This is a genomic window from Micrococcus terreus, assembly GCF_900116905.1.
GTDB classification, from domain to species: Bacteria; Actinomycetota; Actinomycetes; order Actinomycetales; family Micrococcaceae; genus Citricoccus; species Citricoccus terreus.
On the sequence record NZ_FPCG01000010.1, the window covers coordinates 1 to 25,209 of the forward strand.

Genomic DNA, 25,209 nt, shown 5'->3' on the forward strand with positions numbered 1-25,209 from the left:
ATAAGGGAGACACGCTGTGAGTCTTTCTGGTGGCTGGTCTGGGACCGGCTGGCAAGGTTGATGCCGGTCGCCTCGTCCTTGGTCGTGACTCAAGACACGCTCGGCCCCTGCGGGTGCCCTGCTAGGGATTTGTCCGTCCAGGGACGGAGCGGCCGGCGTCGTCCTGGCCCACCTCGGTGACCTGATCAGAAGGCTGTCCGCCCTTGCGGGCGTGACTCATCACAGTACTGCCCCGCGGTGACTCCTACCCAGACCGGCACCGGCCGCCAGCGGCCGGATCATCAACCCTGGACTAGGAAGGACCCGAGCCGCTATGACCATAGTCGCCCACGCCCACCCGTTCGTCATCGGAGTCGACACCCACGCCCGCAACCACGTCCTGGCGGTCCTGGCCGCTACCGGTGAAGTCCTCGACACCGGCCAGTTCCCCGCCACGGCCACCGGCATGTCCCGCGCGATCGCCTGGGTGGCACGCCGCACCGAGGGTGATCTGGCCGCGTTGTGGGTGATCGAGGGCGTGGCGTCCTATGGTGCCGGCCTGGCTGCCGCCGTCGCGCAGGCCGGTTATGAGGTGGTCGAAGCCGCCCGGATGAACGCGCGGAGCAACCGGGGTCTGGGCAAATCGGACCCCCTGGACGCGCACCGTATCGCCGCGGCCGTCCTTCCGCTGGACTCCGGGCAGCTGCGCCGGCCACGCCTGGCCGAGGGCGTGCGGGCGGGGCTGCGTGTGCTGGTCGCGGCTCGTGACCACATGAGCGCCGAGCGCACCGCCACCGTGAACGCGCTGATCGCACTGCTGCGCGTCGTCGACCTGGGCCTCGATGCCCGCAAACCAGTGACCCGCACGCAGATCGCCACGGTGGCTCGGTGGCGAACCCGCGACGAAGACCTGGGTACCACCACCGCTAGGGTTGAGGCTATCCGGTTGGCCAAGCGCGTGGTCGAACTCGACGAGCAGATCACCGCCAACAGCACCCGTATGACCGAGCTCGTCCAGGCCAGCCAGGCCGCACCACTGCTGGAGAAGACCGGCATCGGGCCAGTGACCGCCGCCATCTGCCTCACCGCGTGGTCCCATCACGGCCGAGTCCGCTCCGAAGCAGCGTTCGCCGCCCTGGCCGGGGTTAACCCCATCCCGGCGTCCTCGGGGAACACCGTCCGCCACCGACTCAACCGAGGCGGCGACAGGCGACTGAACCGGGCCTTGCACATCGCGGTGCTCACTCGGATGACCCACGACCCGCAGACCCGTGCCTACGTCGAGCGGCGTCAAGTCCAGGGCCGCACCACCAAAGAGATCCGTCGCTGCCTGAAACGCTACCTAGCCCGCCAGATTTACCGGATCCTTAACACCACCAACGCAGTCACCAGACCAGCTTGACGAACATAGAAGGATCCCTAGACGCGGCAGGTTCGCTGACAAGACGACGGCCGGTCACCTTCTTCTCGGAAGGTGACCGGCCGTCGTCGGGATGGTTGTGCTGTTACAGGCCGAGCTGCTGGGCCTGGCGATCCCAGCTGCCCAGCTCGGACTCGAGCTCCTGGCGGCGGTCCACTCGCCGCTCTAGGGAGTCGACCCGGGTCTGGAGGGATTCGACCTGGCGCAGGGCCTGGTCGCGCTCTGCCTCGACCTCGCGCAGGCGCTTGCGTCCGGAGAGCGCGTTGCGGGAGAGCAGCATGCCCAGGACCACGATGATGGCGAAGGCGAGGACCGAGACGATGGCGACCTCGCCGATCCAGGAGGTGTCCTGGAACAGCATGTCCTCCAGGTCCATGCCGACGACCGTCACGGAGTCGAGCACGTTCAGGGGGTTCAGGTTCAGGGAGTTCAGAGTGGACCCTCCGATCACTTGATGGACTTGCCGGCCGAGCCCAGTCGCTCGCAGGCCTCGACCACACGCACGGCCATGGACTCCTCGGCCTTGGCGCCCCAGGTGCGGGGGTCGTACAGCTTCTTGTTGCCGACCTCGCCGTCCACCTTGAGCACGCCGTCATAGTTCTGGAACATGTGCGAGACCACCGGGCGGGTGAAGGCGTACTGGGTGTCGGTGTCGATGTTCATCTTGATCACGCCGTAGGAGACGGCATCAGCGATCTCGATGTCCGTGGAGCCCGAGCCGCCGTGGAAGACCAGGTCGAACGGGGACTTCTTGCCGAACTTCTCTCCCACCGACTCCTGGATCTCCTTGAGGATCTCCGGGCGCAGCTTCACATTGCCGGGCTTGTAGACGCCGTGCACGTTGCCGAAGGTCAGCGCGGTGATGTACCGGCCGTTCTCCCCCATGCCCAGAGCCTCGATGGTGGCGACGCCGTCCTCGATGGTGGTGTACAGCTTCTCGTTGATCTCGTGGGCCACGCCGTCCTCCTCGCCGCCCACGGTGCCGATCTCGACCTCGAGGATCTGGTGGTTGGCGTGGGTGCGGGCCAGCAGGTCCTTGGCGATCCGCAGGTTCTCCTCCAGGGTCTCGGCGGAGCCGTCCCACATGTGGGAGTTGAACAGCGGGTCCCGCCCGGCCTTGACCTCCTCGGCGGAGGCGTCCAGCAGCGGGTTCACGAACTCGTCCAGCTTGTCCTTGGGGCAGTGGTCCGTGTGCAGGGCGATGCGCACGTCATACTTCTTGGCGACCTCACGGGCGAAGGCGACCATGGCCAGCGAACCGGTGACCATGTTCTTGATGTTCGAACCCGACCAGTAGGCGGCGCCACCGGTGGAGGCCTGGATGATGCCGTCCGATCCGGCCTCGGCGAACCCGCGGATGGCGGCGTTCAGGGTCTGGGAGCTGGTGACGTTGACCGCGGGGAAGGCGTAGCCGCCGTTCTTGGCGGAGTCGATCATCTCGGCGTACTGGTCCGGGGTGGCGATGGGCATGATGTGCTCCTTGCGTGGCGTGCCGAACACAGGGGCGCTCGGCGTTGAGGCGGACTGCTGCTCGCCGTCCATCCTATCCATGGCAGATGAGGCCGCACGGGTCCGAGGAGGGCGGCGCCGGACACACCCGGGCCGCTGAGGAGCCTGCCCCACGACCCGGCGATGAACAGTCGGTGAACCTCTAGCCAGGTGTGATCCAGATCACTTAGCATCTACTGGTCGGTACAACTCACCAGTAACTCCGACCGCCGTCTCGCCTCACCCGGGCAGCCTCACCCCGCTCGGCTGCGCACCACGACGCAGCACCGCCCCCACTGCCCCGCACCGCACGGATGCGTTCGTGGACAGGAGTCGACATGACCACCACCCCACCCGCCGGCAGCACGCCTGCCGCCCATTCCCCCTCCGTCTCACCCGCGCCCAGCGAGGCCGGACCTGTCCGCCGCCGGATGCGCGCCGCCGTCGGGATCATCCCGGCCGTGGCACTGGGCCTGACCGCGGCACTGATGGGAGCCCCCGCCCACGCTGCGCCGGTCAGCCCCGCCGGCACGATGACTGTGACCGCGTCCGGCACCTCCGAGTCCACCGTGGAGGATGCGGTGGGAGACGACCAGGCCCTGGAGCGCGGCGCCGCGCAGGCGGAGATCGCCGAGACCACGGACACCGGCTTCTACGATTCCCCGGCCACCATCCCCACCACGCCGGGCACGCTGATCCGCTCCGAGAAGACCGAGTTCTACCTGGACCCCATCAAACTGATCAAGTACCCGGCCACCGCCACCAAGGTGCTCTACTCCTCCACCAACCGCGCCGGTGAGCCCACCGTGGTCAGCGGCACCGTGCTGACCCCCACCAAGGCGTGGACCGGCAAGGGCACCCGACCGGTGATCGCGTACGCCCCGGGCACCCAGGGGATCGGCGACCACTGTGCTCCGTCCCGCACACTCTCCGTGGGCATGCAGTACGAGGGGATCGGCGTGTCCGACCTGCTCAACGCCGGGTACGCCGTGGTCATGACCGACTACGCCGGACTGGGCACCGAGGGCATCCACACCTACCTGGTGCGCGAGGACCAGGGCAACGCCGTGCTGGACTCCGTGCGCGCGGCCGCCCAGGTCCCCGGCACCCAGGTGACGCCGGACAGCCGGATCGCCCTGGCCGGGTACTCCCAAGGTGGTGGCGCCTCCGCGGCCGCCGCCGAGCTGGCCGGGTCCTACGCACCGGAGCTGGACGTCCAGGGCGCCTACGTGGGAGCGGCTCCGGCCGACCTGACCGCGGTGGGCCAGAACATCGACGGCACGCTCTACTCCGAGTTCCTGCTCTACGGGATCGCCGGGCTGATGGAGGCGTACAGCCTGGATCCGTCCACGGTGCTGAACGAGGCCGGCATGGTCAAGCACGCCGAGGCGCAGGAGAACTGCACGATCGACGGTGTGCTCAAGCACTCGTTCATCAAGTCCGCCGGGCTCACCCACACCGGGGAGACCTTCGCGCAGACCATGACCTCGGACCCGCAGATGAAGGCGATCGTGCAGGAGCAGTCCCTGGGCGCTGCGGGCAACGCCCCGGACTTCCCGGTGATGGTGGCCAGCTCGCTGACCGACGACGTCATCCCCTACACCGTCTCCCGCACCCTGGCCCAGCAGTGGTGCAAGCAGGGAACCGAGGTCCGGTTCGACACCATCCTGACCCCCACCCACTTGGGCGGCTACGTGGCCGGACTGCCGCGCATGCAGTCCTACCTGTGGGCCACGTTCAACAATGTGGACACGCTCAACGCCTGCTGGCGGCTCTGAGGCTGCGCCGCTGAACGCCTGAGCGCCTGCAGCTTCAGCTCAGAAGCGCGTCACCCCTGGGTCCGCTGGCCGAACACGTGCTGGCGGACCCAGGCATGCATGGCGATCCCCGCGGCCACACCGGCGTTGATGGACCGGGTGGAGCCGAACTGCGCAATGGACAGCGTGGCCTGCGTGGCGGCGTGGACCTCCTCGCTCAGCCCCGGCCCTTCCTGACCGAACACCAGCACGCACCGCTCCGGCAGCTCGTAGGTCTCCAGCGGGACCGAGTCCGGGAAGATGTCCACCCCGATCACCGCCACCCCCTCGGCCTGCGCCCACGCCGTGAACTCCTCCACCGTGGGGTGATGGTGCACGTGCAGGTAGCGGTCGGTCACCATGGCCCCGCGCCGGTTCCAGCGCCGCCGCCCGATGATGTGCACCCCCGCGGCGTTGAACGCGTTGGCCGTGCGCACCACGGTCCCGATGTTCAGATCGTGCTGCCAGTTCTCGATCGCCACGTGGAACGGATGCCGCCGGGTGTCCAGCTCGGCCACGATCGCCTCCAGTCGCCAGTACCGGAACTCATCGCCCACATTCCGCCGGTCCCCGTCCCGCAGCAGGTCCGGGTCCCAGTGCTCACCCTGGGGCCACTCTCCCTCCCAGGGCCCGACGCCGACCGGCCGGTCCGCAGTCGCCTCGCCTTCCAGCGAGCGCGCGTCGCGCTCGGGGGTGGGATCCGTGGGTCCGGTGGACCCAGTGGGTCCGGTCATCGCCGGTCGGCCACGGCCCAGGAGGCCGCCGCCGATGCCGCGGCCACCGTCAGCACTGCGGGCCAGGGACCGATCCTCTTCGCCAAGGGATGCGAGGCACCGAAGCCGCCGAGGTAGACCAAGGCGAGGGCCGTCGTCGGGACGGGCCCGGTCTTGGCCAGCCAGGTCCGGCCGGCGTAGGCACCTGCCGCCGCGAGGACTGCGCCGCCCAGCGGGCGGATCCCGGTCTCCCGGGCGGTGACGTAGCCGCCGATCAGGCCGAGCGCGGCGATCGGTGCGGTGGTGACGTCTTCGGCGGACTTCGCGGACTGGAGGAGTGCGGAGAGGCTCATGCGCATGACGGTACCGCTTGGGAGCGCGCGGCACGCGAGAATGAGGGTGTGACGATCATCGACAACGCCATCTACCGCGACGGCAAGCGCATCCTGGCCCCCACCACTCTGGAGGAGACCTTCGAGGCCGCGCAGGAGACGGGCGGGATGGCGTGGATCGGGCTCTACCGCCCGGACGAGGCCGAGTTCCGCGAGGTGGCCGAGGAGCTGGGGCTGCATGAGCTGGCGGTGGAGGACGCGCTGGCCGGATCCCAGCGGGCCAAGCACGAGCACTACGGTGAGGACCGCTTCCTGGTGCTGATCCCCGCACGGTACATCGACGCCACCGAGACCGTGGAGTTCGGCGAGCTGGCCGTGTTCATGGGCCCGCACCACGTGATCACCGTCCGGCACGCCCAGGAGCCGGATCTGGCCCAGGTGCGGCGGAAGCTGGAGCAGGACGATCCCGAGCAGCTGGCCATGGGGCCGGCCGGGGTGGTGCACGCCATCCTGGACCGGGTGGTGGATGACTACTACCCGGTGGCGGACGGGCTGGACAATGACGTCTCCGAGATCGAGGACCAGATCTTCTCCGGGGACGGGGAGGTCACCCGCCGCATCTATGAGCTCTCCCGCGAGGTGCTCAACTTCCAGCGGGCTATCCGCTCCCTGCCGGCGATGGTGGAGGACATGATGGTCCGGGCCGGCTGGGACCAGCACGGCGGGGACCGCACCACGGATGCGCCGGAGCCCTCGGACGAGGACACCGATCAGGTGGAGCTGGTGCGCCGCCTGCGGGATGTGCGCGATCACGCCCTGCAGCTCAACGACCGCGTGGCCGCCATGCGCGCCATGCTGGAGAACGCCTTGGAGCTGGACTCCACGCTGGCCTCCAAGCGGCTGGCGGAGGTCTCCGTGGCTCAGAACGAGCAGGTCAAGCGGATCTCCTCGTGGGCGGCCATCATCTTCGCCCCGCAGCTGGTCGGCTCCATCTACGGCATGAACTTCACGCACATGCCCGAGCTGCACTGGGTGTTCGGCTACCCCATGGCCCTGGCGCTGATGCTCGGCGTGGCCCTGACGCTGTTCATCCTGTTCCGCCGCAACGACTGGCTCTGAGCCGCTCCGGTCAGAGCAGTTCCACCAGACCCTGTTCGGCCAGGTCAGCGGCCATGTCCAGCACCTGCTGCTCCAGCACGACGACGTCCACCCCGGTCTCCTGCGCCAGCTCGGCAGCCAGCTGGCTGGCTCCCAGGGCGGGCTCCTCGGCTGCGGGGAGGCGATGCCAGATCACCTCACTGGCGCCCTGGAGGACCACCGCTCGTCCAGCGGGGACGTGGGCGACCACGGTGCAGACGGGGTCATCCACCAGCACCTGGGCCACCGGGTGGGTTCTGCGCAGGGCGGTCATGAGCGGGGTCCTCTCCTGCGGTGGGTGAGACGGGAAGTCAGGTCGGTGACGAGCTGCCGGCGCAGCCCGCCCAGCCCCCTCGTCCAGCGCGAGGACAGGTCCTGCAGGACGTCCTGGGCGGTCGGTTCGCGGTGCAGGCTCAGGCGCAGGTGGTCCAGGTTGGGGGTGGCCGCATAGGCGATCAGCTCGGCGCGCTTGAGCCAGCTCTGTTCGGTCTGCAGACGGGCCTTGAGCAGGGCAATGCCGCTGGCGTTGGTGCGCACGGCCTTCCACAGGGGGTATTCGGGGTGGTCCGTGAAGAGCTCGAGCCGGTCCGTGGCGGCCGCCCAGGCCACATCGGCCTTCCAGCTGGAGGCGATGCCGCGCAGGTGCAGGCGCTGCTCCTCAGTGAGCTGGGCACGGATGTGGTCCACGTCCGGCTGACGCGTGGCCCCGCTGCGGGCCTCATGCAGGATGATCACCGCCATCTGGTGGTCGGCGGAGGGGACGGCACAGGGGTACTCGGCGATCTGCACCGTCTTGTGCTCTGCCCAGACGTTCTCGAACGCCTCCTCCGGCGGGAGCCCGACCCCGGGGACCACTCGGTGGATGTCCACATAGCTCCAGGTCGGGTGGTGGGAGACGGCCGCGTGCTCGAAGATCGAGCCGGACCGGAAGCTGGTCAGCGGCTTCCAGTCGTGCTCGGCGAGCGCCTGGATCAGCCGGTCGACCTGACTGGGACGGACCCAGATGTCCACGTCGGTGCTGGCACGCCCTTCGCGGTACAACCCTTGATCGACGGCATAGCCCTTGATGTGGACCAGATCGACGCCGACCTGGTCAGCGACCCCTTGGACCATGGCATGGCCGAGTCGAATGCGCGCCTCGAGCGGGATGCCCGACTCCGGCCGCTCACGCTGATCACTGGGGATGTCCATGACCCATACTCTCGCAAATCAGCATCCAGATGCGCGCCCTGCTGAGCGGGCGGTTCTCTCCGCAGAGGCCCCTGACGTCAGGCACCGTCCCCAGCGGGTGGGAACCGTCAGCGTTCATGCACTGCCCGGAGGTCAGTCGAGGCCGAGTTCGTCCCTGCCGAAGGCGTAGAGGTACGGGACGCCGGCTTCCTGCTCGATGCGCTCTGCGGCACCGGTGTCCCGGTCCACGATGACCGCCACGGCCTGGATGTTCCCCCCGGCGGCACGCACGCCCTCCACAGCCGTCAGCGCTGAACCGCCCGTGGTGGAGGTGTCCTCCAGGACCACGACCTTCCGACCCTCCACCGGCGGTCCCTCCACCTGGCGACCCATGCCGTAGGACTTCTGGGCCTTGCGCACCACGAAAGCGTCGAGTGCCCGGCCCTGGGCACCCGCGGCGTGCATCATCGCCGTACCCACGGGGTCCGCACCCATGGTCAGACCACCGGCTCCGACGAACTCCACACCGGCCTGGTCCAACAGGTCCAACATGACCCGCCCCACCAGGGGCGCGGCCTCATGGTGCAGGGTGATCCGGCGCAGGTCGATGTAGTAGTCGGCCTCCTTGCCGGAGGACAGGGTGACCTTGCCCCGCACGACCGCGAGCTCCTTGATCAGCTCCAGCAGCCGGGCACGGTCCGTTGCCGAGTCCTGCTCGCTGCGCCCGTCCCGCAGGGAGCCACCGAAGGTGGTGCCGGCGGGCTGGGAGGTGCCGGCCGTCGTCGGGAAGGAGGCCTGGGAGGCGGAGGAGGCATCAGGTGAGGAGGTCATGCACCCCATCCTAGATTCCCCACATCCACCTGACCTCTGGATTCGCACGGAGGGCGCACCTAGGGTGAGAGCATGAGCGAGCCGATGGACCACACTGCTGACACGCCGGATGCCGCCGAGCAGGACCACCTGCTCACCTACTGGCTGCGCCTGGTGGACGGACTGATCACCACACAGATCGGGGAGTCGCTGGAGGAGCACGGGCTGACCCGGACCCAGTGGATGCTCATGAACGCGCTCACCCAGCGCCCGCACACCATGGCCGAACTGCACCGCGCCGCCCCGCCCGCCGCTGCCGCCGAGGCACACGACCCGGACGGGCCGCAGACCGTGGAGGAGCACCTCGAGGAGCTCGTGGAGTCAGGCTGGCTGGTCTACGAGGGCGAGCTGTACACGCTGACCTCCACCGGCCGGGCCAGCGGCGAACGCGTGGCCGAGGTGGTGAAGGAGCTGCGCGCGCAGGTCTCCGCGGGCCTGGACGAGGGCGAGTTCGAGGCCGTGGTCACCGCCCTGCAGAAGATGGCCCGCAACCTGGGCTGGAGCGAGAAGTCCACGGGCTGAGGTGCGCGGATGTGATCGGCCCGGGTGCTGACCTAGTCTGGACGCATGCGTGAACTGCAGCGGCGAATCATCCAGGAGATGGGCGTCAAGCCCGAGATCGACCCGGCCACCGAGGTGGCCGACCGGGTCCGCTTCCTCAAGGAGTACCTGACCTCCACCGGAGCGCGCGGGTTCGTGCTCGGGATCTCCGGCGGACTGGACTCCACTCTGGCCGGGCGGCTGTGCCAGCTGGCCGTGGAGGAGCTGCGCGCCGAGGGGAAGGACGCCGTGTTCGTCCCGGTCCGCCTGCCGTACAACGTGCAGCTGGACGAGGACGACGCCCAGGCCGCCCTGGACTTCATCGACGGGGACGAAGAGGTCACCTATGACATCGCTCCAGCCGTGGACGGGTTCGAGGCCGAGTACGCCGCTGCCGTCGGTGAGCCGATCAGCGACTACAACAAGGGCAACGTCAAGGCGCGCGTGCGCATGGTCGCCCAGTACGCCCTCGCCGGTGGGCAGGGGCTGCTGGTGGTCGGGACCGATCACGGCGCCGAGTCCGTCACCGGGTTCTTCACCAAGTACGGCGACGGCGGGGCTGACGTGCTGCCGCTGTTCGGGCTGAACAAGCGCCAGAACCGGGCCCTGCTGCAGCACCTGGGCGCCGAGGAGCGGCTCTGGGCCAAGGTCCCCACCGCCGACCTGCTGGACGGCAAGCCTGGTCAGACCGATGAGGCCGAGCTGGGGCTGAGCTACGAGATGATCGACGACTACCTCGAGGGCCGTGTGGTCCCCGCCGACGCCGCCCAGCGCTTGGAGCAGATGTACCTGCGGTCCCGGCACAAGCGGACCACACCCGCCAGCATCCTCGACACCTGGTGGAAGGACCCCACCGGCACCGCGGAGTGATCCCCACAGGGGCCAGGAATCCCGAGCACTCTCGATAGGCCCAACCTATGATGGACATGTTCGGTCTAGACCGCTGCGGAGGTTCCCATGGTCATCATGTCACTGGAGCGACCGCTCGATGTGGGTACTTGCGTGCGCCGGCAGCGCCTTGCAGCAGGCCTGACCGAGACGCAGCTGGCCGAGGCCTCAGGAGTCTCACCGCGATTGGTCAGACAAATTGAGGCCGGCCACCCGGGAGCTGATCTGGACAGCTTCCTGACTGTGCTGACGGCCGCGGGAATCGAGCTCACACCGGTTTCTCCTCAGGCTGTTGCCCAGGCCCAGGCAGATATAGATCGCGCGGCCGCTGATATCCGGCACGAGCTTGAGTCTGGCGACGAGGAATTTGCCCTCCGCCTCCTGTCCGACGTGTTCACGAGGCTGCGTGCCCATCTTGCAGGGCGTCCCCTCCCCACGTTGCCAACACCCCCATCCACCTCCAGCGAACGCTTCGACACGTTGCTCCGCGCCGGGGTCCGTTGGGCTGTCGGTGCGACAGTCGGGTCCTCTCGCCCGTGGCCTGCCCCAGAGCCGCTGCGCAGCAAGTGGTACCCCGGCGATACCTTCCTTCCGATGAGCAAAGACTGGATCGCCTTGACGGATCGGGAGACTCCAGAGGCTTTGCGCAGCGCGAATATCGGCATACGCAGCAGATCGCTCATGAGCGCATGAGCGCAGGACGTGACCTCAGCCCCGAGGAGGTCCGTTCCTTGATCACCGCGCTGACACGGCGGTTGCAAGATCAAGGCGTGGACAGTGACATCCGGCTTGTCGACGGTGCAGCAATGATCTTCTACGGATCCCGTCGGATGACACAGGACATCGACGCTTCCTATTCACACACGGAAGAGGTGGAGGCTGTCGCTCGTCAGATGGCCGCCGAGCACAATCTGCCCGAGAACTGGCTGAATGACTCCGCCCGAGCATTCATCCCCGACGGGGCTCAATGGACCGCTGTTCCGAGTGGGCCCGCGACGGTCCTCGTGGCGACCGATGAGACTCTGCTGGCCATGAAGTTGGCCGCCGAACGCGGCAAAGACATCCTCGACCTCAGTCTTCTCGCCAGTCGACTCGGCATCACCGATCCGGAGAGAATCGTCGACATTGCGTTCGATCTCTACGGCGAAGATTCCATACCGCTCTCAGGTGAACGCGACAACTACTTGATCGTCGCCGCGGAGGCTTTGCGTCTCAACATCGGCGAACCGAGCGATGATCCGGTCCGCCCAGCCAGTCGCCGTCGGGAGGAATGAGAGGGGCGATCAGCCCCCCTCGCCCCGCTCAGACGAAGGCGCCCATTCCGGTGACTGCGCGCCCCACGATCAGCTGGTTGATCTGATAGGTGCCCTCGTAGGTGTACAGCACCTCGGCGTCGTTGAAGACCTTGGCCGCCTCGAACTCTGAGCAGATCCCGTTCCCGCCCAGGGCGTTGCGCGCAATCGCCACCGTGGAGCGGGCCAGGCGGGTGGTGGTGGCCTTCACCATGGCCGCCTGGGTCATCTCCAGCTCCCCGCGCTCCTGCAGCCGGGCGATCTCCCCCATCATCGCGAGCGAAGCCGAGGCATTGCCGAGCATCTCGGCCAGCCCGTCCTGGATCAGCTGGAACTTGGCCAGCGGACGGCCGAACTGCTGGCGGGTCAGGGCGTAGTCGCGGGCGATCTCGAACGCGGCCAACTGGATGCCCGCCCCCTGCCAGCCCACCCACGCACGGGAGTCCTTGAGCAGCTCGTTGGCCTGGGAGAAGTCCGTGGCCCCGGGCAGCAGGTTCTCCGACGGGATCCGCACCGCGTCCAACTCGATGTCCGCGTTCTGCATGATCCGCAGCCCGGTCTTGTTCCGGATCTTGGTGGCGCGGTAGCCGGGCCGGTCGGTCTCCACCAGGAAGCCCTTGACCTCACCATCGGCCGTGTCCCGCGCCCACACCAGCGCTACATCGGCAATGGTCCCGGCCCCGATCCACCGTTTGGCCCCGGTGATGACCCACTCCTCGCCATCCCGCTCGGCCGTGGTCTCCAGCCCCCCGGCGATGTCCGAGCCGTGCTCGGGCTCGGTCAGCGCGAACGCCCCGATCGCCTCGAACCGCTCCAGCCGCGGCAGCCATTCCTGCCTCTGCGCGTCCGATCCCAGCTCGTGGATCATCCCCACGATCAGCTCGTTGTGGATCCCCACCAGCGCCGAGAGGGACACGTCCGCCCGCGTCACCTCCGCGTACACCAGGCCCTTGAACAGCCGCGAGGTCCCGTCCACCTGCAGCCGCCCCAGGCCCAGCTCGGCCAGTCCGGGCAGCAGGTCGAAGGCGAACTCCTCCTGGTTCCAGTACTCGATCACGGCCGGCCGGACCACGCTCTGCAGGTGCTCGCGGATCTGCAGCAGCCGCTCACGCTCCTCGGCCGGCAGTCGGTCCGCCAGGCCCAGCACGTCCAGTTCCGGCAACGCTAAGGTGTCCGGCTTCGCGGCGGCACCCGGGGCCATCCCCCGCATCGCAGGTCCCGACGACGCCCCCTCACGTGCCACTTTCGCCTCACCGGAGGTGCCCCCGGGGGTGGGCTGGTGGGCCTGGGCGGATGCGGCGGTGAGGGTCATGGTGATCTCCTGGGTCGGCTGGCGCCGGGGGTGGTGGCGGCAGCTGCGCGGTTCCGACCTGCGGGTGTGCAGGGACTGGTGCTGACACGAAGTGGCAAACACTTGGACTTCCAACTATTCTGCCGGTGACGCAGGTCACAGGCAACCCGAGCCGGCCGCCGCAGCGAGAGGACCCTCCCCATGCCCACACCGCTGCACCGCGACCCCATCGTGGACGCCCACGCCAACTGGGTCCGCGCCGGCTGGACCGAGGAGGCCGAGCCGATGGCCGCGATCACCGCCCTGGTCCGCACGGAGAAGATCCTGACCCAGCGGATCGAGGCTGTTCTGAAGCCACACGCCCTGACCTTCGCGCGGTTCGAGGTGCTGGCTCTGCTGGAGTTCTCCCGCACCGGCGCTCTGCCGATGAACCGGGCCAGCGCCCTGCTGCAGGTCCACCCCACCTCGATCACCAACGCCGTGGATCGGCTCGAGCAGGCCGGACTCGTCACCCGCGCTCCGCACCCCACGGACGGGCGCACCACCCTGATCAGCCTGACCCCGGACGGTCAGCGCGTGATGCGGGCGGCCGCGAAGGACCTGAACGCGCAGGTCTTCGCCCAGTCCGGCTTCACGCCCGACGACGTCCGCGACCTCACGCGCATCCTCTCCCGTTTCCGCCGGGCCGCCGGCGACTTCGCCTGATGAGGGCCCAGGCCATCAGCAGCACAAGACCCACCGCAGCCGGACCGGCACCGGCCGCCACGAACAGGGTGCCCGTTCCAAGTCGTTCGGCCAGCAGCCCGGTCACCGAGATCGACAGCGGCATGAAGGCGATGCTGACGAAGAAGTCCAGACTCGCCACCCGGCCCAGGTAGTCCAGCGGCACGCGCTCCTGGAGGGCCGTCCCCCAGATGACCATGCCCGCCCCGATCAGCGCACCGTACACCAGCAGGCCCGTACCGAGGACCCAGGGATGCAGCGTCACAGCGACCAGTGCGAAGGGCACACAGCCCACTGCCCAAAGGCCGATCATCCAGGGAAGCACATGCTGGGGTGTGCGCAGAGATCCCATGATCAAGGAACCCACGAGCCCGCCGATGCCCACCGCGGCCAGGATCATTCCGTAGACGGCGGCCCCGTTCTCATGGCCCTCCCGCAGCAGCGCCGGCAGCAGCACCTCCAGAGGACCCACGACCAGCAGCCCCATCATCGCCGCGAACACCACGCTGACGGCCACCCACGGCGTGCGTGCCACATAGGCGAAGCCGCCCACCAGATCCCGCAGTGGGTGGGGCCGGGAATCCTCCCGGCCCCCCTTCTCGAGACGAACCTGCACGGGAAGCCCCACCGCACAGAGCACGGCCATCAGGAAAGCCAGCGTGATGACCAGTCCTCCCACGGGAGGGACGCTGGCGCCGATCACGGCGCCGATGACGGCCGGCGCAGCGGCCTGCCCGATCACCGGCCGGGCGGCCCCCTCCAACCCGTTGACGGCCATCAGCTCGTCCGCCTCCACCAGGGTGGGGACCAGAGCCGTGTACGCAGGAAAGAAGAACGCCGTGGATGCGCCGATGAGGAAAGCCGACAGACCCAGCTGCCAGAACGTCACGGCCTCACTCCACGCCAGCCAGGTGGTGACGGCCGCAGCCACGGCGTTCAGGGTCATCACCCCGATCAGGATCGTCCGCTGCGGCAGGCGGTCGGCGACCACGCCTGCAGGCAGGGACCACAGCAGCAGCCCCACGCCGCTCCAGACCACCACCGTGGAGAGATCCGCAGGGGTGGCACCCAACTCGAGGGTCTGCATCGCCAGGTACAGCGCCCAGGCTCCCTGACCGAAGACCGCCAGGACCATGGCAGCGAACAAGCGGCGGTAGTGCTGCACGGACAGAGGACTCAGAACACGAAGAGTGTTCATTCCGCCTCCTCCCCACTGCTCAGGCGCAGGGCCGGCCAGACGGCCAGGTCCCGCAGCATCTGCCGGTCATGGGTGGCCACCACTACCGCCGAGCCGGTGGACCGCAGCGCCTGCGTCATCTCGTCCACCAGGGACACCGAGAGGTGGTTGGTCGGCTCATCCAGCAGGAGCAGATCGGGCCGTTCGGCCAGGCACAGGGCCAGGTGGAGACGGCGGCGCTGCCCCTGGGACATCCGCCCCACTGGCGTGCGCTGTGTGCGGGAGTCCAACAGGCCGGTTCCGCTCAGGGGCACCGGGTCTCGCCGCTCAGCCCGCCGCGCGTGCATAGCGCTCACGTGCCGGTCATAGACCTCGTACGCGGTGCGCTCCGGGTCCCATGCCGGGGTCTCCTGGGAGAGCAGCACCACGCGTGCCGTCGGATGGACGTCCACGCGGCCTGAGGTCGGGGCGATCTGGCCGGCCAGCACCCCCAGCAGGGTGGACTTGCCCGCGCCGTTCGCGCCGGTGACCACCAGCCGGTCCCCACCCTCCACGTCCAGGCTGACGGCGGTGTGGAGCCGGCCCTGCACGGTCACGCCGTCGCAGGTGAGCACCGGCCGCCCGGCCCGGGTGGACGCGGCGGGCCAGGCCAGGCTCAGGGGCGGCTCGGGGACGGTGATGACGTGGGCCTCCAGCGCCTCCTGCCGGCGCTTGAACGCCTGCACCACGCCCCCGGCCCGCGTGGCCCGCTGATGCTTGCCGTGCCCCTTCTCCGGGCGCCAGCCGGACTGCAGTCTGCCGCGAGCCTCCTCGGCGGCCGCGGCGAGCTGCGCCCGTTCGGCCTGCTGGTCGGCGTAGTCCTGCTCCCACCGCGCGCGGTCACGCTGCCGCCCCTGCACCCAGGCCTCATAGCCGCCGGCGTACAGGCGGGGCCGGCCGTCCTCGGACGGGTCCAGGTCCAGGAAGCTCGTGGCCAGGTCCCGCAGCAGGGCACGGTCGTGGGTGACCACGGCCAGGCCCCCGCGCAGCGAGCGGAGACGCTCGGTGAGGAACGTCAGGCTCTGCGCGTCCAGGTGGTTGGTGGGTTCGTCCAGCAGCATCAGGTCCGGCTCGGCCCCCAGGACGCAGGCCAGGCGGACCCGGTAGCGCTGGCCCACGGACAGGGTGGACGGGGCTCGGTTCCGGTCGGCGCAGGCGTCCAGTCCTGCCAGGGCGATGTCCACGCGGCGCTCGGCGTCCCAGGCGTCCAGGCCGGCGGCCCGCTCCAGGGCCTCCGCGTAGGCCTCGTCCGCGCCGTCCTGCCCCTCGGCCAGGGCGGCGGTGGCGCGGTCCAGCTCCGCGAGCGCCTCCAGACTGTCCTGGAGGGACTGCGCGATCAGTGATCCCACGGTCTGATCGTCCCGGGACTCGAGCTCCTGCTCCACCACGGCGAGGGTCCCCACCCGGGAGACCGTTCCGCGGTCGGGCGCGAGCAGCCCGGCCAGGACGTGGAGCAGGGTGGACTTGCCCCGCCCGTTCTCTCCCACGATCGCCAGACGGGACTGGGCGGAGACGGTGACGTCCACCCCGGTCAGGACCGGACGGTCCCCCAGCGTGAGGTGGATGTCCTCCGCGCGGATGTGCGCGGCGTTCCCGGCGGGCAGGGCGGTGCCGGACGCGGCGGAGGGCTGGGTGTTCTTGATGCGATAGGTGTTCTGCACTCTGTTCTCTTCGACTCGTCAGGGAGCCGGGCATCACACAGTGACCGCCCGGCACGGACCGGGACGGCGAACAGAGTGGAGAGGAAGCCGCGGGCAGACCTCAGCAGGGGTCTGGACAGGCGTGAAAGGACTCTGCCGCCGTCAGCGGCGAGTCCAGGGCTTCATGGTGGCACTGCGGAACATGCGGACCAGTCTACTCGTGCCCCCGCAGAGCATCGAGCCAGAAGCTGTGGTGGGCATCAGCGCTGATGCCCACCACTGCTTCTGGCTCGACGGGGACGGGACGGGACGGAGAGAGGGGACGGGGACGGGGGCGGACGCGGCGGCCGACGGACCCTCAGCCCCCGGCGGAGCGCTCGCGCAGCTGCTCGATGATCCCGGAGAAGTCCTTGCCCGCCCCGCCGTCCTCCACCCACTGGCGGTAGATCGCCGCGGCGGCCGGGCCGAGCTGGGCCTGCACGCCGGTGTCCGCGAGCGCCCGCTCGGCCAGGGTCAGGTCCTTGAGCATCAGCTGGCTGGCGAACCCGGGCTGGTAGTCGCGGTTGGCCGGACTGCCGGGCACCGGACCCGGGACCGGGCAGTTGGTGGTGACGGACCAGCACTGTCCGGACGAGGTGGAGAGCACGTCGAACAGCGCCTGATGGTCCAGCCCCAGCTGCTCGCCGAGCACGAACGCCTCCACGGTGCCGAGCATGGAGATGCCCAGCAGCATGTTGTTGCACACCTTGGCGGCCTGCCCGTTGCCGTGTCCGCCGCAGTGCACGGTCCGCCTGCCCATCACGTCCAACAGGTCCGCCACGGCGGCCACGTCCGCCTCGTCCCCGCCGACCATGAACGTCAGCGTCCCCGCCTCGGCGCCCACCACGCCCCCGGACACCGGTGCGTCCACGGAACGGTGCCCGGCCGCGATCGCCAGCTCCGCCGCACGGCGCGACTCCGCCACGTCGATCGTGGAGCAGTCCAGGAACACCGTCCCCGGACGGGCGACGGCCAGCAGACCCTGCGGGGCACCCTCGGTGCCCTCGGGCGCGGAAGCCGCGGCGCCGTCGTCGGGACGTGCCTGTCCCAGGTAGGCCTCCAGCAGATGCCTCCCGCTGGGAAGCATGGTCAGCACCACATCCGCCTCCTGCACCGCCTCCACCATGGTCCCGACGACGGCCACACCGGTGGCGCGGGCGGCCTCCTGGGCAGGGGGCATGGGGTCGAACCCGGTCACGCGGTACCCGGCCTGGACCAGGTTGGCCGCCATGGGCCCGCCCATATTGCCCAGCCCCAGGAACGCGATGTGCTGCTCACGGACGGTGGTCTCGGTGCTCATGACCCCTCCGGCATGATGAACTCGGCGCCCTCACGAATGCCCGAGGGCCAGCGCGAGGTGACGGTCTTGGTCTTGGTGTAGAACCGGAACGCGTCGGCGCCGTGCTGGTTGAGGTCGCCGAAGCCGGAAGCCTTCCAGCCGCCGAAGGTGTAGTACGCGATCGGCACCGGGATGGGGACGTTGATCCCCACCATGCCGGCCTCCACCCGGGAGGAGAAGTCGCGGGCGGCGTCACCGTCGCGGGTGAAGATGGCGGTGCCGTTGCCGAACTCGTGCTCGTTGACCAGGGTCAGCGCCTCCTCGTAGTCCTGCGCGCGGACCACGCAGAGCACCGGACCGAAGATCTCCTCCCGGTAGATGCTCATCTCGCGCGTGACGCGGTCGAACAGCGTGGGGCCCACCCAGAAGCCGTCCGGGTGTCCGTCCACGGTGATCCCGCGGCCGTCCTCCAGCAGTTCCGCGCCCTCCTGCACACCGGCCTCGATGTACCCCTCGATGCGCTCCTTCGCGGAGGCGGCCACCACCGGACCGAAGTCCGCGTTCGGGTCCATGGACTCCCCGACCGTGAGCTGGGCGATCCGTTCGCGCAGCTTGGCCACCAGGGCATCGGCGGTCTCCTCGCCGACCGGGACCGCCACCGAGATGGCCATGCAGCGCTCGCCCGCCGAGCCGTACCCGGCGCCGATCAGGGCGTCTGCAGCCATGTCCAGGTCGGCGTCCGGCAGGATCACCATGTGGTTCTTGGCCCCGCCGAAGCACTGCGCGCGCTTGCCGGTGCGGGCGGCGTGCTCATAGATGGACTGGGCGATCGGCGTGGAGCCCACGAAGCCCACCGCCTTGATGCGCGGGTCGTCCAGCAGTGCGTCCACGGCCTCCTTGTCCCCGTTGACCACCTGGAAGACGCCGTCCGGGACGCCGGCCTCCTGGTAGAGCTCGGCCAGGCGCAGCGGCACGGAGGGGTCGCGCTCGGAGGGCTTGAGGATGAACGCGTTGCCGCAGGCCAGCGCCGGGCCCGACTTCCACAGCGGGATCATGGCCGGGAAGTTGAACGGGGTGATGCCGGCGACCACACCGAGGGGCTGACGCAGCGAGTGCACGTCGATCCCGGTGCCCACCGAGTCCGAGAACTCGCCCTTGAGCAGATGCGGGGCGGCCGCGCAGAACTCCACCACCTCGACCCCGCGCTGGATGTCCCCCTTGGCATCCGGGAAGGTCTTGCCGTGCTCACGGGAGAGCAGCTCAGCCAGCTCGTCCATGTGCTCGTTCACCAGGTCCACGAACTTCAGCAGGACCCGGGTCCGGCGCTGCGGGTTGGTGGCGGCCCACTGCTTCTGGGCTTCGGCGGCCACGGTGATCGCCCGCTCCACCTCCTCACGGCTGGCCAGGGGCAGCTGTGCCTGGACCTGCCCGGTGCTGGGGTTGTAGACGTCTGCCGTGCGGCCGCTGGTCCCCTCCACGTGCTGTCCGTCGATGAAGTGGCTGAGGGTGCGCATGCGAGTCCTGGCTTCCTGCGTGATGCGGGGTTCGCGGGGAGGCCTTGTGGGCCGCCGCACGGGAGTGATCGGGGTCACAGTCGAAGATACTCGGACTTCCTACTAATCGCCACCGGCGGGGTGCGGAGGGTGCGTGCGGGGTGCGGGGCCGGGCGCGGGACGGGCCCACCCCCCCTCCCCGGCAACGTGCGGCTGAGAATCACAGGTCAGCAGACTGTCCGCCCCCGTATTTCCAGCCACACGTTTCCCCGCCCCCTTCCGGGGTCACGAGTTCCCATTCCGAGCCGCCCCCACGAGGAACTGTTGTCCCCGGACCCCGGCCCGGCCCCACCGCCGCACCCACCCCCACCGCGCCACCACCGCCCACCCCCACCCCGCCACTCTTGGTACGTTGGAGCGGTGAAGATCGCCACCTGGAACGTGAACTCCCTCCGTGCCCGCGCCGACCGCGTGGAGGCCTGGCTCGACCGCACCCAGACGGACGTGCTGGCCATCCAGGAGACCAAGTGCAAGGACGAGAACTTCCCCTGGGAGCTCTTCGAACGCATGGGGTACGAGGTGGCCCACTTCGGCTACTCCCAGTGGAACGGCGTGGCGATCGCCTCCCGGGTGGGACTGGAGGACGTCCAGCGGGCGTTCCCCGGGCAGCCGCACTTCGGCAAGGGCGGGATCGATCCCCAGGAGGAGGCCCGCGCCATCGCCGCCACGGTCGGCACCGAGCCCCGGGACGGAGACACTGCCGCCCCCCTGCGCATCTGGTCTCTCTACGTCCCCAACGGCCGCGCCCTGGATGACGAGCACATGCCCTACAAGCTCGAGTGGCTGGACGTGCTGTGTCAGGACGCCCAGGCCCAGCTCGCCGCGGACCCGCAGACCCGCCTGGCCCTGACCGGCGACTGGAACATCGCCCCCCGGGACGAGGACGTGTGGGACATGGACTTCTTCCTCGAGAACGGTCTGACCCACGTCTCCGCCCCCGAGCGCGCGGCGTTCAGCGCGTTCGAGGACGCCGGCCTGGTGGATGTGGTCCGCCCTCGCCACCCCGGCCCGGGCGTCTACACGTACTGGGACTACAAGCAGCTGCGCTTCCCCAAGAAGGAGGGCATGCGGATCGACTTCGTCATGGCCTCCCCCGCCCTGGCCGAATCCGTCACGGACGCGTACATCGACCGCGAGGAGCGCAAGGGCAAGGGCGCCTCGGACCACGCACCGGTCGTCGTCGAGCTCGGATCCTGACCCCATGCTGACCCTGGCCCAGGCGGAGCTGCGGGTCTATGAGCCGCTCGCCGCCTTTCCCGACGACGTCCAGGCCGGCTTCCAGCGCCACCGTCACCTGAGCAGGGCCCAGGTGGAGGAGATGGCCCGACGACGGTCCCGTCACCGTCTGGTGCGCGATGTCACCGATCCGTTCCCTCACCAGGACGACCTGGTGCGCGTGCTGAAGGTGCCGGCGGTGGATGCGGACGGCCGTCCCGGCGCCGGGGTCTCCGAGTTCTACTGCCCGGAGGAGATGGCCCTGCGCTCGGAGCTGGCCGCCGTGCAGCTGGAGGGGTCCATGCGCGCGGAGACCTTCGCCCTGGTGGTGCCGGAGGCGGCGCGGCAGGCGAACCTGGAGCGGCTGGCCGCCCGGGCTGAGCGCACGGGCATGTTCGACCAGGTGGACCAGGACGAGCAGCTGCAGGTGCGCACCCGGACTGCTGTGTGGGGCGTCCCGGCGGGGTGGTTCACCCTGTTCGGCCGCGAGGACCCTGTGGAGGTGGAGCGTGTCGAGGCAGAGGTGGTCGGCGCCCGGATGACCACCTCGCTCACCGCCGCCCTGGAGCGTGGCCGGAGGGCCGCCGTCGTGATGTCCCTGCACGCCCCGGACCTGGACCTGCTGGACGATGTCACCTCGCTGGTGGCCTGGCTGCAGTCCTTCCACCCGGACGCACACCTGGAGCTGGACTACGGGCCGCTGGCCGCCCTGGTCTGGCCGGACGACTCCGTGTTCGATGTGCAGACCGCCATCGACTCCCTGGAGGCGGGGGACATGTCCACCGCCGTGCTGGCCAACCACCGCATGGTCAAGCGCTGGCTGGACGTCCGGCAGCTCGGCCGGGCCAGCTGAGACCGACCGCACGCCCCCGGGCTGGCCATGCCCCCGGACCCGGACACTAGGCTGGTTTCCATGACCTTGGAAAAGAGCACCGGCAGCATGTCCACCCCTCCCTCAGAGGCACGGAACCGTCCGACCAACCCCTGGTGGGTGGACGCGGTGATCTACCAGGTCTACCCCCGGTCCTTCGCGGATGCGGACGGCAACGGCATGGGCGATCTGGCCGGCGTGACCGCCCAGCTGCCCTACCTGCAGCAGCTCGGTGTGGACGCGGTGTGGCTCTCCCCGTTCTACGTCTCCCCGCAGAAGGACGGCGGCTATGACGTGGCCGACTACCGGGACGTGGACCCGCTGTTCGGCACCCTGCAGGACGCCGATGACCTGATCGCCGCCGCGCACCAGGCCGGGCTGCGGATCATCGTGGACCTGGTCCCCAACCACACCTCCTCGGAGCACCCGTGGTTCCAGGCAGCCCTGGCCGCCGAGCCGGGTTCCCCGGAGCGCGAGCGCTACATGTTCCGCCCCGGCAAGGGCGAGGACGGGTCCGAGCCGCCGAACAACTGGCAGTCCACCTTCGGCGGGGACGCCTGGACCCGGACGACCGACCCGGACGGCACCCCCGGGGACTGGTACCTGCACCTGTTCGACTCCACCCAGCCGGATCTGAACTGGGAGAACCCGGAGGTCCGGGACGAGTTCGAGGACATCCTGCGCTTCTGGCTGGACCGTGGCGTGGACGGCTTCCGGGTGGATGTGGCCCACGGGCTGATCAAGGCCGAGGGGCTGCCGGACCATGAGACCCGCCCGGGCATGGTCACGGATGCCGCCGTGCTCGGCGAGGACGACGGCCTCGCCGTGGACCCGCACGCCGCGGAGAACCCGGAGGAGCACGCCCACCCGGTGCCGTACCACGATCAGGAGGGCGTCCACGAGGTCTACCGTTCCTGGCACCGCGTGCTGGACGAGTACGATCACGAGCCGGTCCTGGTGGCCGAGGCCTGGGTCTCGCCGCTGGAGCGGCTGTTCCGCTACGTCCGTCCCGACGAGATGCATCAGGCGTTCAACTTCACCTTCCTGCTGGCCGGCTGGGACGCGCAGCGACTCTCGGACGCCATCGAGGTCTCCCTGGACGAGGCCGCCAAGGTCGGTGCGCCCAACACCTGGGTGCTCTCCAACCATGACACCGTCCGCCACACCTCCCGCTTCGGACTGACCGATCCCACCCGCTACCCCTCGGGCATCGGGGCGGAGGAGGAGCAGCCGGACGAGCCTCTGGGCTGGAAGCGCGGCCGGTCCGCCGCCCTGATCGAGCTGGCCCTGCCCGGCTCGGCCTACGTCTACCAGGGCGATGAGCTCGGCCTGCCCGAGCACACCACCCTGGAGGACTCCCTGCGCCAGGACCCCAGCTTCTTCCGCACCAACGGTGAGGAGAAGGGGCGGGACGGCTGTCGGGTGCCCATGCCCTGGCGCGCGGACGCTCCGGGCTACGGCTTCACCGTGGGCCATCCCGACGGCGCCACCTCCTCCCAGCCCCAGGGCACCCCGAGTGCCCCCTGGCTGCCGCAGCCGGAGTCCTTCGCCCGCTACGCGGCGGACCAGCAGGTGGGCGTGGAGGGCTCGACCTTCGAGCTGTACCGCCAGCTGATCGGCATCCGCGGCGAGCTGGACCTGGGCACGGGCCGCTTCGCCTGGTCCCAGCTCCATGCACCGGAGCGCGGCGTGCTGTCCTTCACCGTGACCACCGGCGGGGGTGCGCACCTGGGCTCGGGTGAGCCGATCCCGGAGAAGACCGTGCTGGTGCTGGCCAACCTGAGTGAGACCGCCGTGGACATGCCCCAGGAGTACGCCGCGGCAGTGTTCAGCCACGACGAGGCCGAGGTGGAGGGCCAGTTGATGCCCGACTCCGCCGCCTGGTTCCTCCGGGAGTGAGTCACCGATCCCACCGCGGGAGATCGCCCCGCGGCAGGATCTGGCACCCGGCACCCGTCAGATTTGCGAACCCTCCTGTGGGTCTGCGGCCGCCCGTGCAATACGGGCACGATGCTCTCGGCTGAGACCCTTCCACCAGTTCTCCGCACTGGCGCCGGGGTTCTCCACGGCGTCGTCGTCCGTCTCCAGGCCGAACCGGTCCTGGATGTGCGTCAGGAACGACTTGCGCTTCAAGGCCTCCATCCTGCGCACATTGGCACTGAGAGCACGCAGCACGGCGAAGACCATCAGCACAATGAGGATGCTGAACGGCAGCCCGATGGTGATGGCCAGGGTCTGGATGGCCGTCAGCCCACCAGCCAGGAGAAGCGCCGCGGCCAGCAGGGCGGTGGTGACAGCGAAGAAGACGCGGATCCTGCTCGGCGGCTCGGGATCACCGCCGGTGGAGATCATCGCCATCACCAGAGAACCGGAGTCGGAGGAGGTGATGAAGAAGATGGCGGACAGGATGATGGCACCGGCCACCAGGATCCCCCCTGCGGGAAGCTGCTCCAGCACCTGGAAGAGCGCGGAGTTGGAGTCCACCGATCCGTCCTCACCGATCACGGAGGTGTACCCGTCAGGACGCACCGCCTCGTTGTAGAGGGCAGTGCCGCCGAGGACGGCGAACCACACCACGGAGATCATCGTGGGGACCAGCAGGACTCCGAGCATGAACTCGCGGACCGTGCGCCCGCGGGAGATGCGTGCGATGAACACTCCCACGAACGGCGTCCAGGACATCCACCACGCCCAGTAGTAGCTGCTCCAGCCCGCCTGCCAGTCGTCACCGGCAGAACCGAAGAAGGCCGAGGTGTCGAGGGACAGGCCGATGAAGTTCTGCAGGTACATGCCGAAGGTCTGCACCATCTCCTTGAGGAGGAACTGGGTGGGCCCCACGATCAGCAGGAACAGGACCAGCCCCGCCGCGATGAAGAGGTTGGTGGTGGAGAGCCACTTCATGCCACGGTTCACACCGGAGAGCACGGACCAGATCACGAAACCGGTGACGACCGCGATCATGATGTACTCGACGGCCGGATTGTCCTCCGGGACCACTCCCAGAGACCGCAGACCGGCGGCCATCTGAGTCACCCCGAGGCCCAGCGACGTGGCCACTCCGAACACGGTGCCCGCCAGGGCGAAGCAGTCGATGAGATTGCCCCAGCCTCCGCGGGCGGCCTTCTCTCCGATCAAGGGCTCCACGGCCCACCGCATGGACAGCGGGCGCCCGCGTCGATGGATGGCGTGGGCGATGGCCAGGCCGACCACAGCGTAGATGGCCCACGGCTGCAGCCCCCAGTGCAGGTACGTCTGGGACAGGGCCTGGCTCTGGAGCGCACCCTCGTTCAGTCCTGCGGCCTCGACGCCCGGTCGGGGCGTCGCGTAATGCATCAACGGCTCGGTCATGCCGAAGAACACCAGGCCGATGCCCATGCCTGCCGCAAAGAGCAGCGACAGCCAGGCCACGGTGGAGAACTCCGGCTTGGTGTCCGGACGACCGAGGATGATCGACCCCTTGCGGGAGAACCCCACGTAGAGGCAGAACACCACCAGTCCGAAGGACAGGAGGACGTACCACCAGCTGAAGTTGGAGATGATCACGCTCTGGACCGTCCCGATGGCAGACTCCATTCCCTCCGGGAAGACCATGGTGAGGATCACGAAGGCGAGGATCACCACCGTGGCGGGCCAGAACACCCACGGCATCACCCTGCCGTCGAAGCGTTCGGAGGTGACGGTCCGGTCCGTTCTGGCTCGTGGCGCGTCAGGGTCACCGAGGGGCGGACGGTCGGCTGCTGGCTTGGCATATTCCACA

Annotated in this window: 24 protein-coding genes; 11 read left to right on the forward strand and 13 right to left on the reverse strand. The window is 69.3% G+C overall.

Features of this window, described 5'->3' with window-relative positions; all coding sequences use genetic code 11:
- Positions 1-313: 313 nt before the first annotated feature.
- Positions 314-1,381 carry an IS110 family RNA-guided transposase gene (locus BM355_RS11195; RefSeq protein ID WP_091698592.1) on the forward strand — a complete coding sequence of 356 codons (1,068 nt, stop codon included), beginning with the start codon at positions 314-316 and terminating at the stop codon, positions 1,379-1,381.
- 103 nt (positions 1,382-1,484) lie between these two features.
- Here BM355_RS11195 and BM355_RS11200 read toward each other — a convergent pair whose 3' ends face one another.
- Positions 1,485-1,850, reverse strand: coding sequence for a hypothetical protein (locus BM355_RS11200; RefSeq protein ID WP_091698596.1), 366 nt, complete (start codon positions 1,848-1,850; stop codon positions 1,485-1,487).
- A complete protein-coding gene (fbaA, locus tag BM355_RS11205; RefSeq protein ID WP_091698858.1) occupies positions 1,847-2,869 on the reverse strand; it encodes a class II fructose-bisphosphate aldolase in 1,023 nt (340 codons plus the stop codon). The genes BM355_RS11200 and fbaA overlap by 4 nt, the downstream gene beginning before the upstream one ends.
- A gap of 356 nt (positions 2,870-3,225) precedes the next feature.
- On the opposite strand from fbaA, the gene BM355_RS11210 reads away from it, so the two are divergent.
- Positions 3,226-4,665 (forward strand): lipase family protein, encoded by a 1,440-nt coding sequence (locus BM355_RS11210; protein ID WP_177227935.1) that lies wholly within the window; start codon positions 3,226-3,228, stop codon positions 4,663-4,665.
- Positions 4,666-4,715: 50 nt separating this feature from the next.
- Here BM355_RS11210 and BM355_RS11215 read toward each other — a convergent pair whose 3' ends face one another.
- Both BM355_RS11215 and BM355_RS11220 read right to left on the reverse strand, forming a co-directional pair.
- On the reverse strand, positions 4,716-5,417 hold the full coding sequence (locus BM355_RS11215) for a TrmH family RNA methyltransferase (RefSeq protein ID WP_091698598.1): 702 nt from the start codon (positions 5,415-5,417) through the stop codon (positions 4,716-4,718).
- Complete coding sequence (locus tag BM355_RS11220) at positions 5,414-5,749, reverse strand: hypothetical protein (RefSeq protein ID WP_091698866.1); 336 nt, start codon at positions 5,747-5,749, stop codon at positions 5,414-5,416. Before BM355_RS11220 ends, BM355_RS11215 begins: the two co-directional genes overlap by 4 nt.
- 48 nt (positions 5,750-5,797) lie before the next feature.
- Between BM355_RS11220 and BM355_RS11225 the strand changes: the two genes are divergently transcribed.
- Positions 5,798-6,847: a magnesium and cobalt transport protein CorA gene (locus BM355_RS11225; RefSeq protein ID WP_177227936.1), complete on the forward strand. Its 1,050-nt coding sequence runs from the start codon at positions 5,798-5,800 to the stop codon at positions 6,845-6,847.
- 10 nt (positions 6,848-6,857) lie between these two features.
- Here the strand turns inward: BM355_RS11225 and BM355_RS11230 are convergent, their stop codons facing one another.
- The 3 genes from BM355_RS11230 to pyrE form a co-directional block, all read right to left on the reverse strand.
- The gene (locus BM355_RS11230) at positions 6,858-7,139 is read right to left on the reverse strand and encodes a PqqD family peptide modification chaperone (RefSeq protein ID WP_091698601.1); all 282 of its coding nucleotides are present in this window, start codon (positions 7,137-7,139) and stop codon (positions 6,858-6,860) included.
- A complete protein-coding gene (locus BM355_RS11235; protein ID WP_091698604.1) occupies positions 7,136-8,056 on the reverse strand; it encodes a nucleotidyltransferase family protein in 921 nt (306 codons plus the stop codon). Before BM355_RS11235 ends, BM355_RS11230 begins: the two co-directional genes overlap by 4 nt.
- A 132-nt stretch (positions 8,057-8,188) precedes the next feature.
- Positions 8,189-8,866 (reverse strand): orotate phosphoribosyltransferase, encoded by a 678-nt coding sequence (pyrE, locus tag BM355_RS11240; RefSeq protein WP_091698607.1) that lies wholly within the window; start codon positions 8,864-8,866, stop codon positions 8,189-8,191.
- A gap of 72 nt (positions 8,867-8,938) precedes the next feature.
- Here pyrE and BM355_RS11245 point away from each other — a divergent pair, with 72 nt between their 5' ends.
- The 4 genes from BM355_RS11245 (at position 8,939) to BM355_RS14360 (ending at position 11,607) form a co-directional block, all read left to right on the forward strand.
- Positions 8,939-9,427, forward strand: coding sequence for a MarR family transcriptional regulator (locus BM355_RS11245; RefSeq protein ID WP_245760773.1), 489 nt, complete (start codon positions 8,939-8,941; stop codon positions 9,425-9,427).
- 45 nt (positions 9,428-9,472) lie between these two features.
- Positions 9,473-10,315: an ammonia-dependent NAD(+) synthetase gene (nadE, locus tag BM355_RS11250; RefSeq protein WP_091698612.1), complete on the forward strand. Its 843-nt coding sequence runs from the start codon at positions 9,473-9,475 to the stop codon at positions 10,313-10,315.
- Between the two features lie 96 nt (positions 10,316-10,411).
- Complete coding sequence (locus tag BM355_RS14940; RefSeq protein ID WP_177227937.1) at positions 10,412-11,026, forward strand: helix-turn-helix domain-containing protein; 615 nt, start codon at positions 10,412-10,414, stop codon at positions 11,024-11,026.
- Between the two features lie 38 nt (positions 11,027-11,064).
- A complete protein-coding gene (locus tag BM355_RS14360; protein ID WP_177227938.1) occupies positions 11,065-11,607 on the forward strand; it encodes a hypothetical protein in 543 nt (180 codons plus the stop codon).
- A 28-nt stretch (positions 11,608-11,635) separates the two neighbouring features.
- Here BM355_RS14360 and BM355_RS11265 read toward each other — a convergent pair whose 3' ends face one another.
- Positions 11,636-12,835: an acyl-CoA dehydrogenase family protein gene (locus tag BM355_RS11265; RefSeq protein WP_091698868.1), complete on the reverse strand. Its 1,200-nt coding sequence runs from the start codon at positions 12,833-12,835 to the stop codon at positions 11,636-11,638.
- A gap of 282 nt (positions 12,836-13,117) precedes the next feature.
- Here BM355_RS11265 and BM355_RS11270 point away from each other — a divergent pair, with 282 nt between their 5' ends.
- On the forward strand, positions 13,118-13,621 hold the full coding sequence (locus BM355_RS11270; protein WP_091698618.1) for a MarR family winged helix-turn-helix transcriptional regulator: 504 nt from the start codon (positions 13,118-13,120) through the stop codon (positions 13,619-13,621).
- Here the strand turns inward: BM355_RS11270 and BM355_RS11275 are convergent.
- The 4 genes from BM355_RS11275 to BM355_RS11290 form a co-directional block, all read right to left on the reverse strand.
- On the reverse strand, positions 13,572-14,837 hold the full coding sequence (locus BM355_RS11275; protein WP_091698623.1) for an MFS transporter: 1,266 nt from the start codon (positions 14,835-14,837) through the stop codon (positions 13,572-13,574). The two genes, BM355_RS11270 and BM355_RS11275, sit on opposite strands and share 50 nt — an antisense overlap.
- Entirely contained in the window at positions 14,834-16,498 is a 1,665-nt protein-coding gene (locus tag BM355_RS11280) for an ABC-F family ATP-binding cassette domain-containing protein (protein ID WP_218154339.1), read from the reverse strand. Before BM355_RS11280 ends, BM355_RS11275 begins: the two co-directional genes overlap by 4 nt.
- Positions 16,499-16,853: 355 nt before the next feature.
- Positions 16,854-17,834, reverse strand: a complete 981-nt coding sequence (gene mmsB / locus BM355_RS11285) for a 3-hydroxyisobutyrate dehydrogenase (RefSeq protein ID WP_091698626.1) — start codon at positions 17,832-17,834, stop codon at positions 16,854-16,856.
- The gene (locus BM355_RS11290; RefSeq protein WP_091698629.1) at positions 17,831-19,327 is read right to left on the reverse strand and encodes a CoA-acylating methylmalonate-semialdehyde dehydrogenase; all 1,497 of its coding nucleotides are present in this window, start codon (positions 19,325-19,327) and stop codon (positions 17,831-17,833) included. Before BM355_RS11290 ends, mmsB begins: the two co-directional genes overlap by 4 nt.
- 399 nt (positions 19,328-19,726) lie before the next feature.
- Here BM355_RS11290 and BM355_RS11295 point away from each other — a divergent pair, with 399 nt between their 5' ends.
- The 3 genes from BM355_RS11295 to BM355_RS11305 are packed head-to-tail and all read left to right on the forward strand — an operon-like array spanning position 19,727 to position 23,351.
- Positions 19,727-20,563 (forward strand): exodeoxyribonuclease III, encoded by an 837-nt coding sequence (locus tag BM355_RS11295; RefSeq protein ID WP_091698633.1) that lies wholly within the window; start codon positions 19,727-19,729, stop codon positions 20,561-20,563.
- A 4-nt stretch (positions 20,564-20,567) separates the two neighbouring features.
- Entirely contained in the window at positions 20,568-21,434 is an 867-nt protein-coding gene (locus BM355_RS11300; protein ID WP_091698638.1) for a DUF8083 family protein, read from the forward strand.
- A 60-nt stretch (positions 21,435-21,494) separates the two neighbouring features.
- On the forward strand, positions 21,495-23,351 hold the full coding sequence (locus BM355_RS11305; protein WP_091698642.1) for a glycoside hydrolase family 13 protein: 1,857 nt from the start codon (positions 21,495-21,497) through the stop codon (positions 23,349-23,351).
- 57 nt (positions 23,352-23,408) lie between these two features.
- Here BM355_RS11305 and BM355_RS11310 read toward each other — a convergent pair whose 3' ends face one another.
- Positions 23,409-25,208 (reverse strand): BCCT family transporter, encoded by a 1,800-nt coding sequence (locus BM355_RS11310; protein WP_245760776.1) that lies wholly within the window; start codon positions 25,206-25,208, stop codon positions 23,409-23,411.
- Position 25,209 lies beyond the last annotated feature (1 nt).

Coding starts and splice junctions, on each gene's coding strand:
- BM355_RS11290 (WP_091698629.1), bottom strand. CDS start 19,327: ATGCGCACCCTCAGCCACTTCATCGACGGACAGCACGTGGAGGGGACC.
- BM355_RS11265 (WP_091698868.1), bottom strand. CDS start 12,835: ATGCGGGGGATGGCCCCGGGTGCCGCCGCGAAGCCGGACACCTTAGCG.
- BM355_RS11305 (WP_091698642.1), top strand. CDS start 21,495: ATGACCTTGGAAAAGAGCACCGGCAGCATGTCCACCCCTCCCTCAGAG.
- pyrE (WP_091698607.1), bottom strand. CDS start 8,866: ATGACCTCCTCACCTGATGCCTCCTCCGCCTCCCAGGCCTCCTTCCCG.
- BM355_RS11275 (WP_091698623.1), bottom strand. CDS start 14,837: ATGAACACTCTTCGTGTTCTGAGTCCTCTGTCCGTGCAGCACTACCGC.
- BM355_RS11270 (WP_091698618.1), top strand. CDS start 13,118: ATGCCCACACCGCTGCACCGCGACCCCATCGTGGACGCCCACGCCAAC.
- BM355_RS11235 (WP_091698604.1), bottom strand. CDS start 8,056: ATGGACATCCCCAGTGATCAGCGTGAGCGGCCGGAGTCGGGCATCCCG.
- BM355_RS11215 (WP_091698598.1), bottom strand. CDS start 5,417: ATGACCGGACCCACTGGGTCCACCGGACCCACGGATCCCACCCCCGAG.
- BM355_RS11300 (WP_091698638.1), top strand. CDS start 20,568: ATGCTGACCCTGGCCCAGGCGGAGCTGCGGGTCTATGAGCCGCTCGCC.
- BM355_RS11210 (WP_177227935.1), top strand. CDS start 3,226: ATGACCACCACCCCACCCGCCGGCAGCACGCCTGCCGCCCATTCCCCC.
- nadE (WP_091698612.1), top strand. CDS start 9,473: ATGCGTGAACTGCAGCGGCGAATCATCCAGGAGATGGGCGTCAAGCCC.
- BM355_RS11195 (WP_091698592.1), top strand. CDS start 314: ATGACCATAGTCGCCCACGCCCACCCGTTCGTCATCGGAGTCGACACC.
- BM355_RS11230 (WP_091698601.1), bottom strand. CDS start 7,139: ATGACCGCCCTGCGCAGAACCCACCCGGTGGCCCAGGTGCTGGTGGAT.
- BM355_RS11220 (WP_091698866.1), bottom strand. CDS start 5,749: ATGAGCCTCTCCGCACTCCTCCAGTCCGCGAAGTCCGCCGAAGACGTC.
- mmsB (WP_091698626.1), bottom strand. CDS start 17,834: ATGAGCACCGAGACCACCGTCCGTGAGCAGCACATCGCGTTCCTGGGG.
- fbaA (WP_091698858.1), bottom strand. CDS start 2,869: ATGCCCATCGCCACCCCGGACCAGTACGCCGAGATGATCGACTCCGCC.
- BM355_RS11245 (WP_245760773.1), top strand. CDS start 8,939: ATGAGCGAGCCGATGGACCACACTGCTGACACGCCGGATGCCGCCGAG.
- BM355_RS14940 (WP_177227937.1), top strand. CDS start 10,412: ATGTCACTGGAGCGACCGCTCGATGTGGGTACTTGCGTGCGCCGGCAG.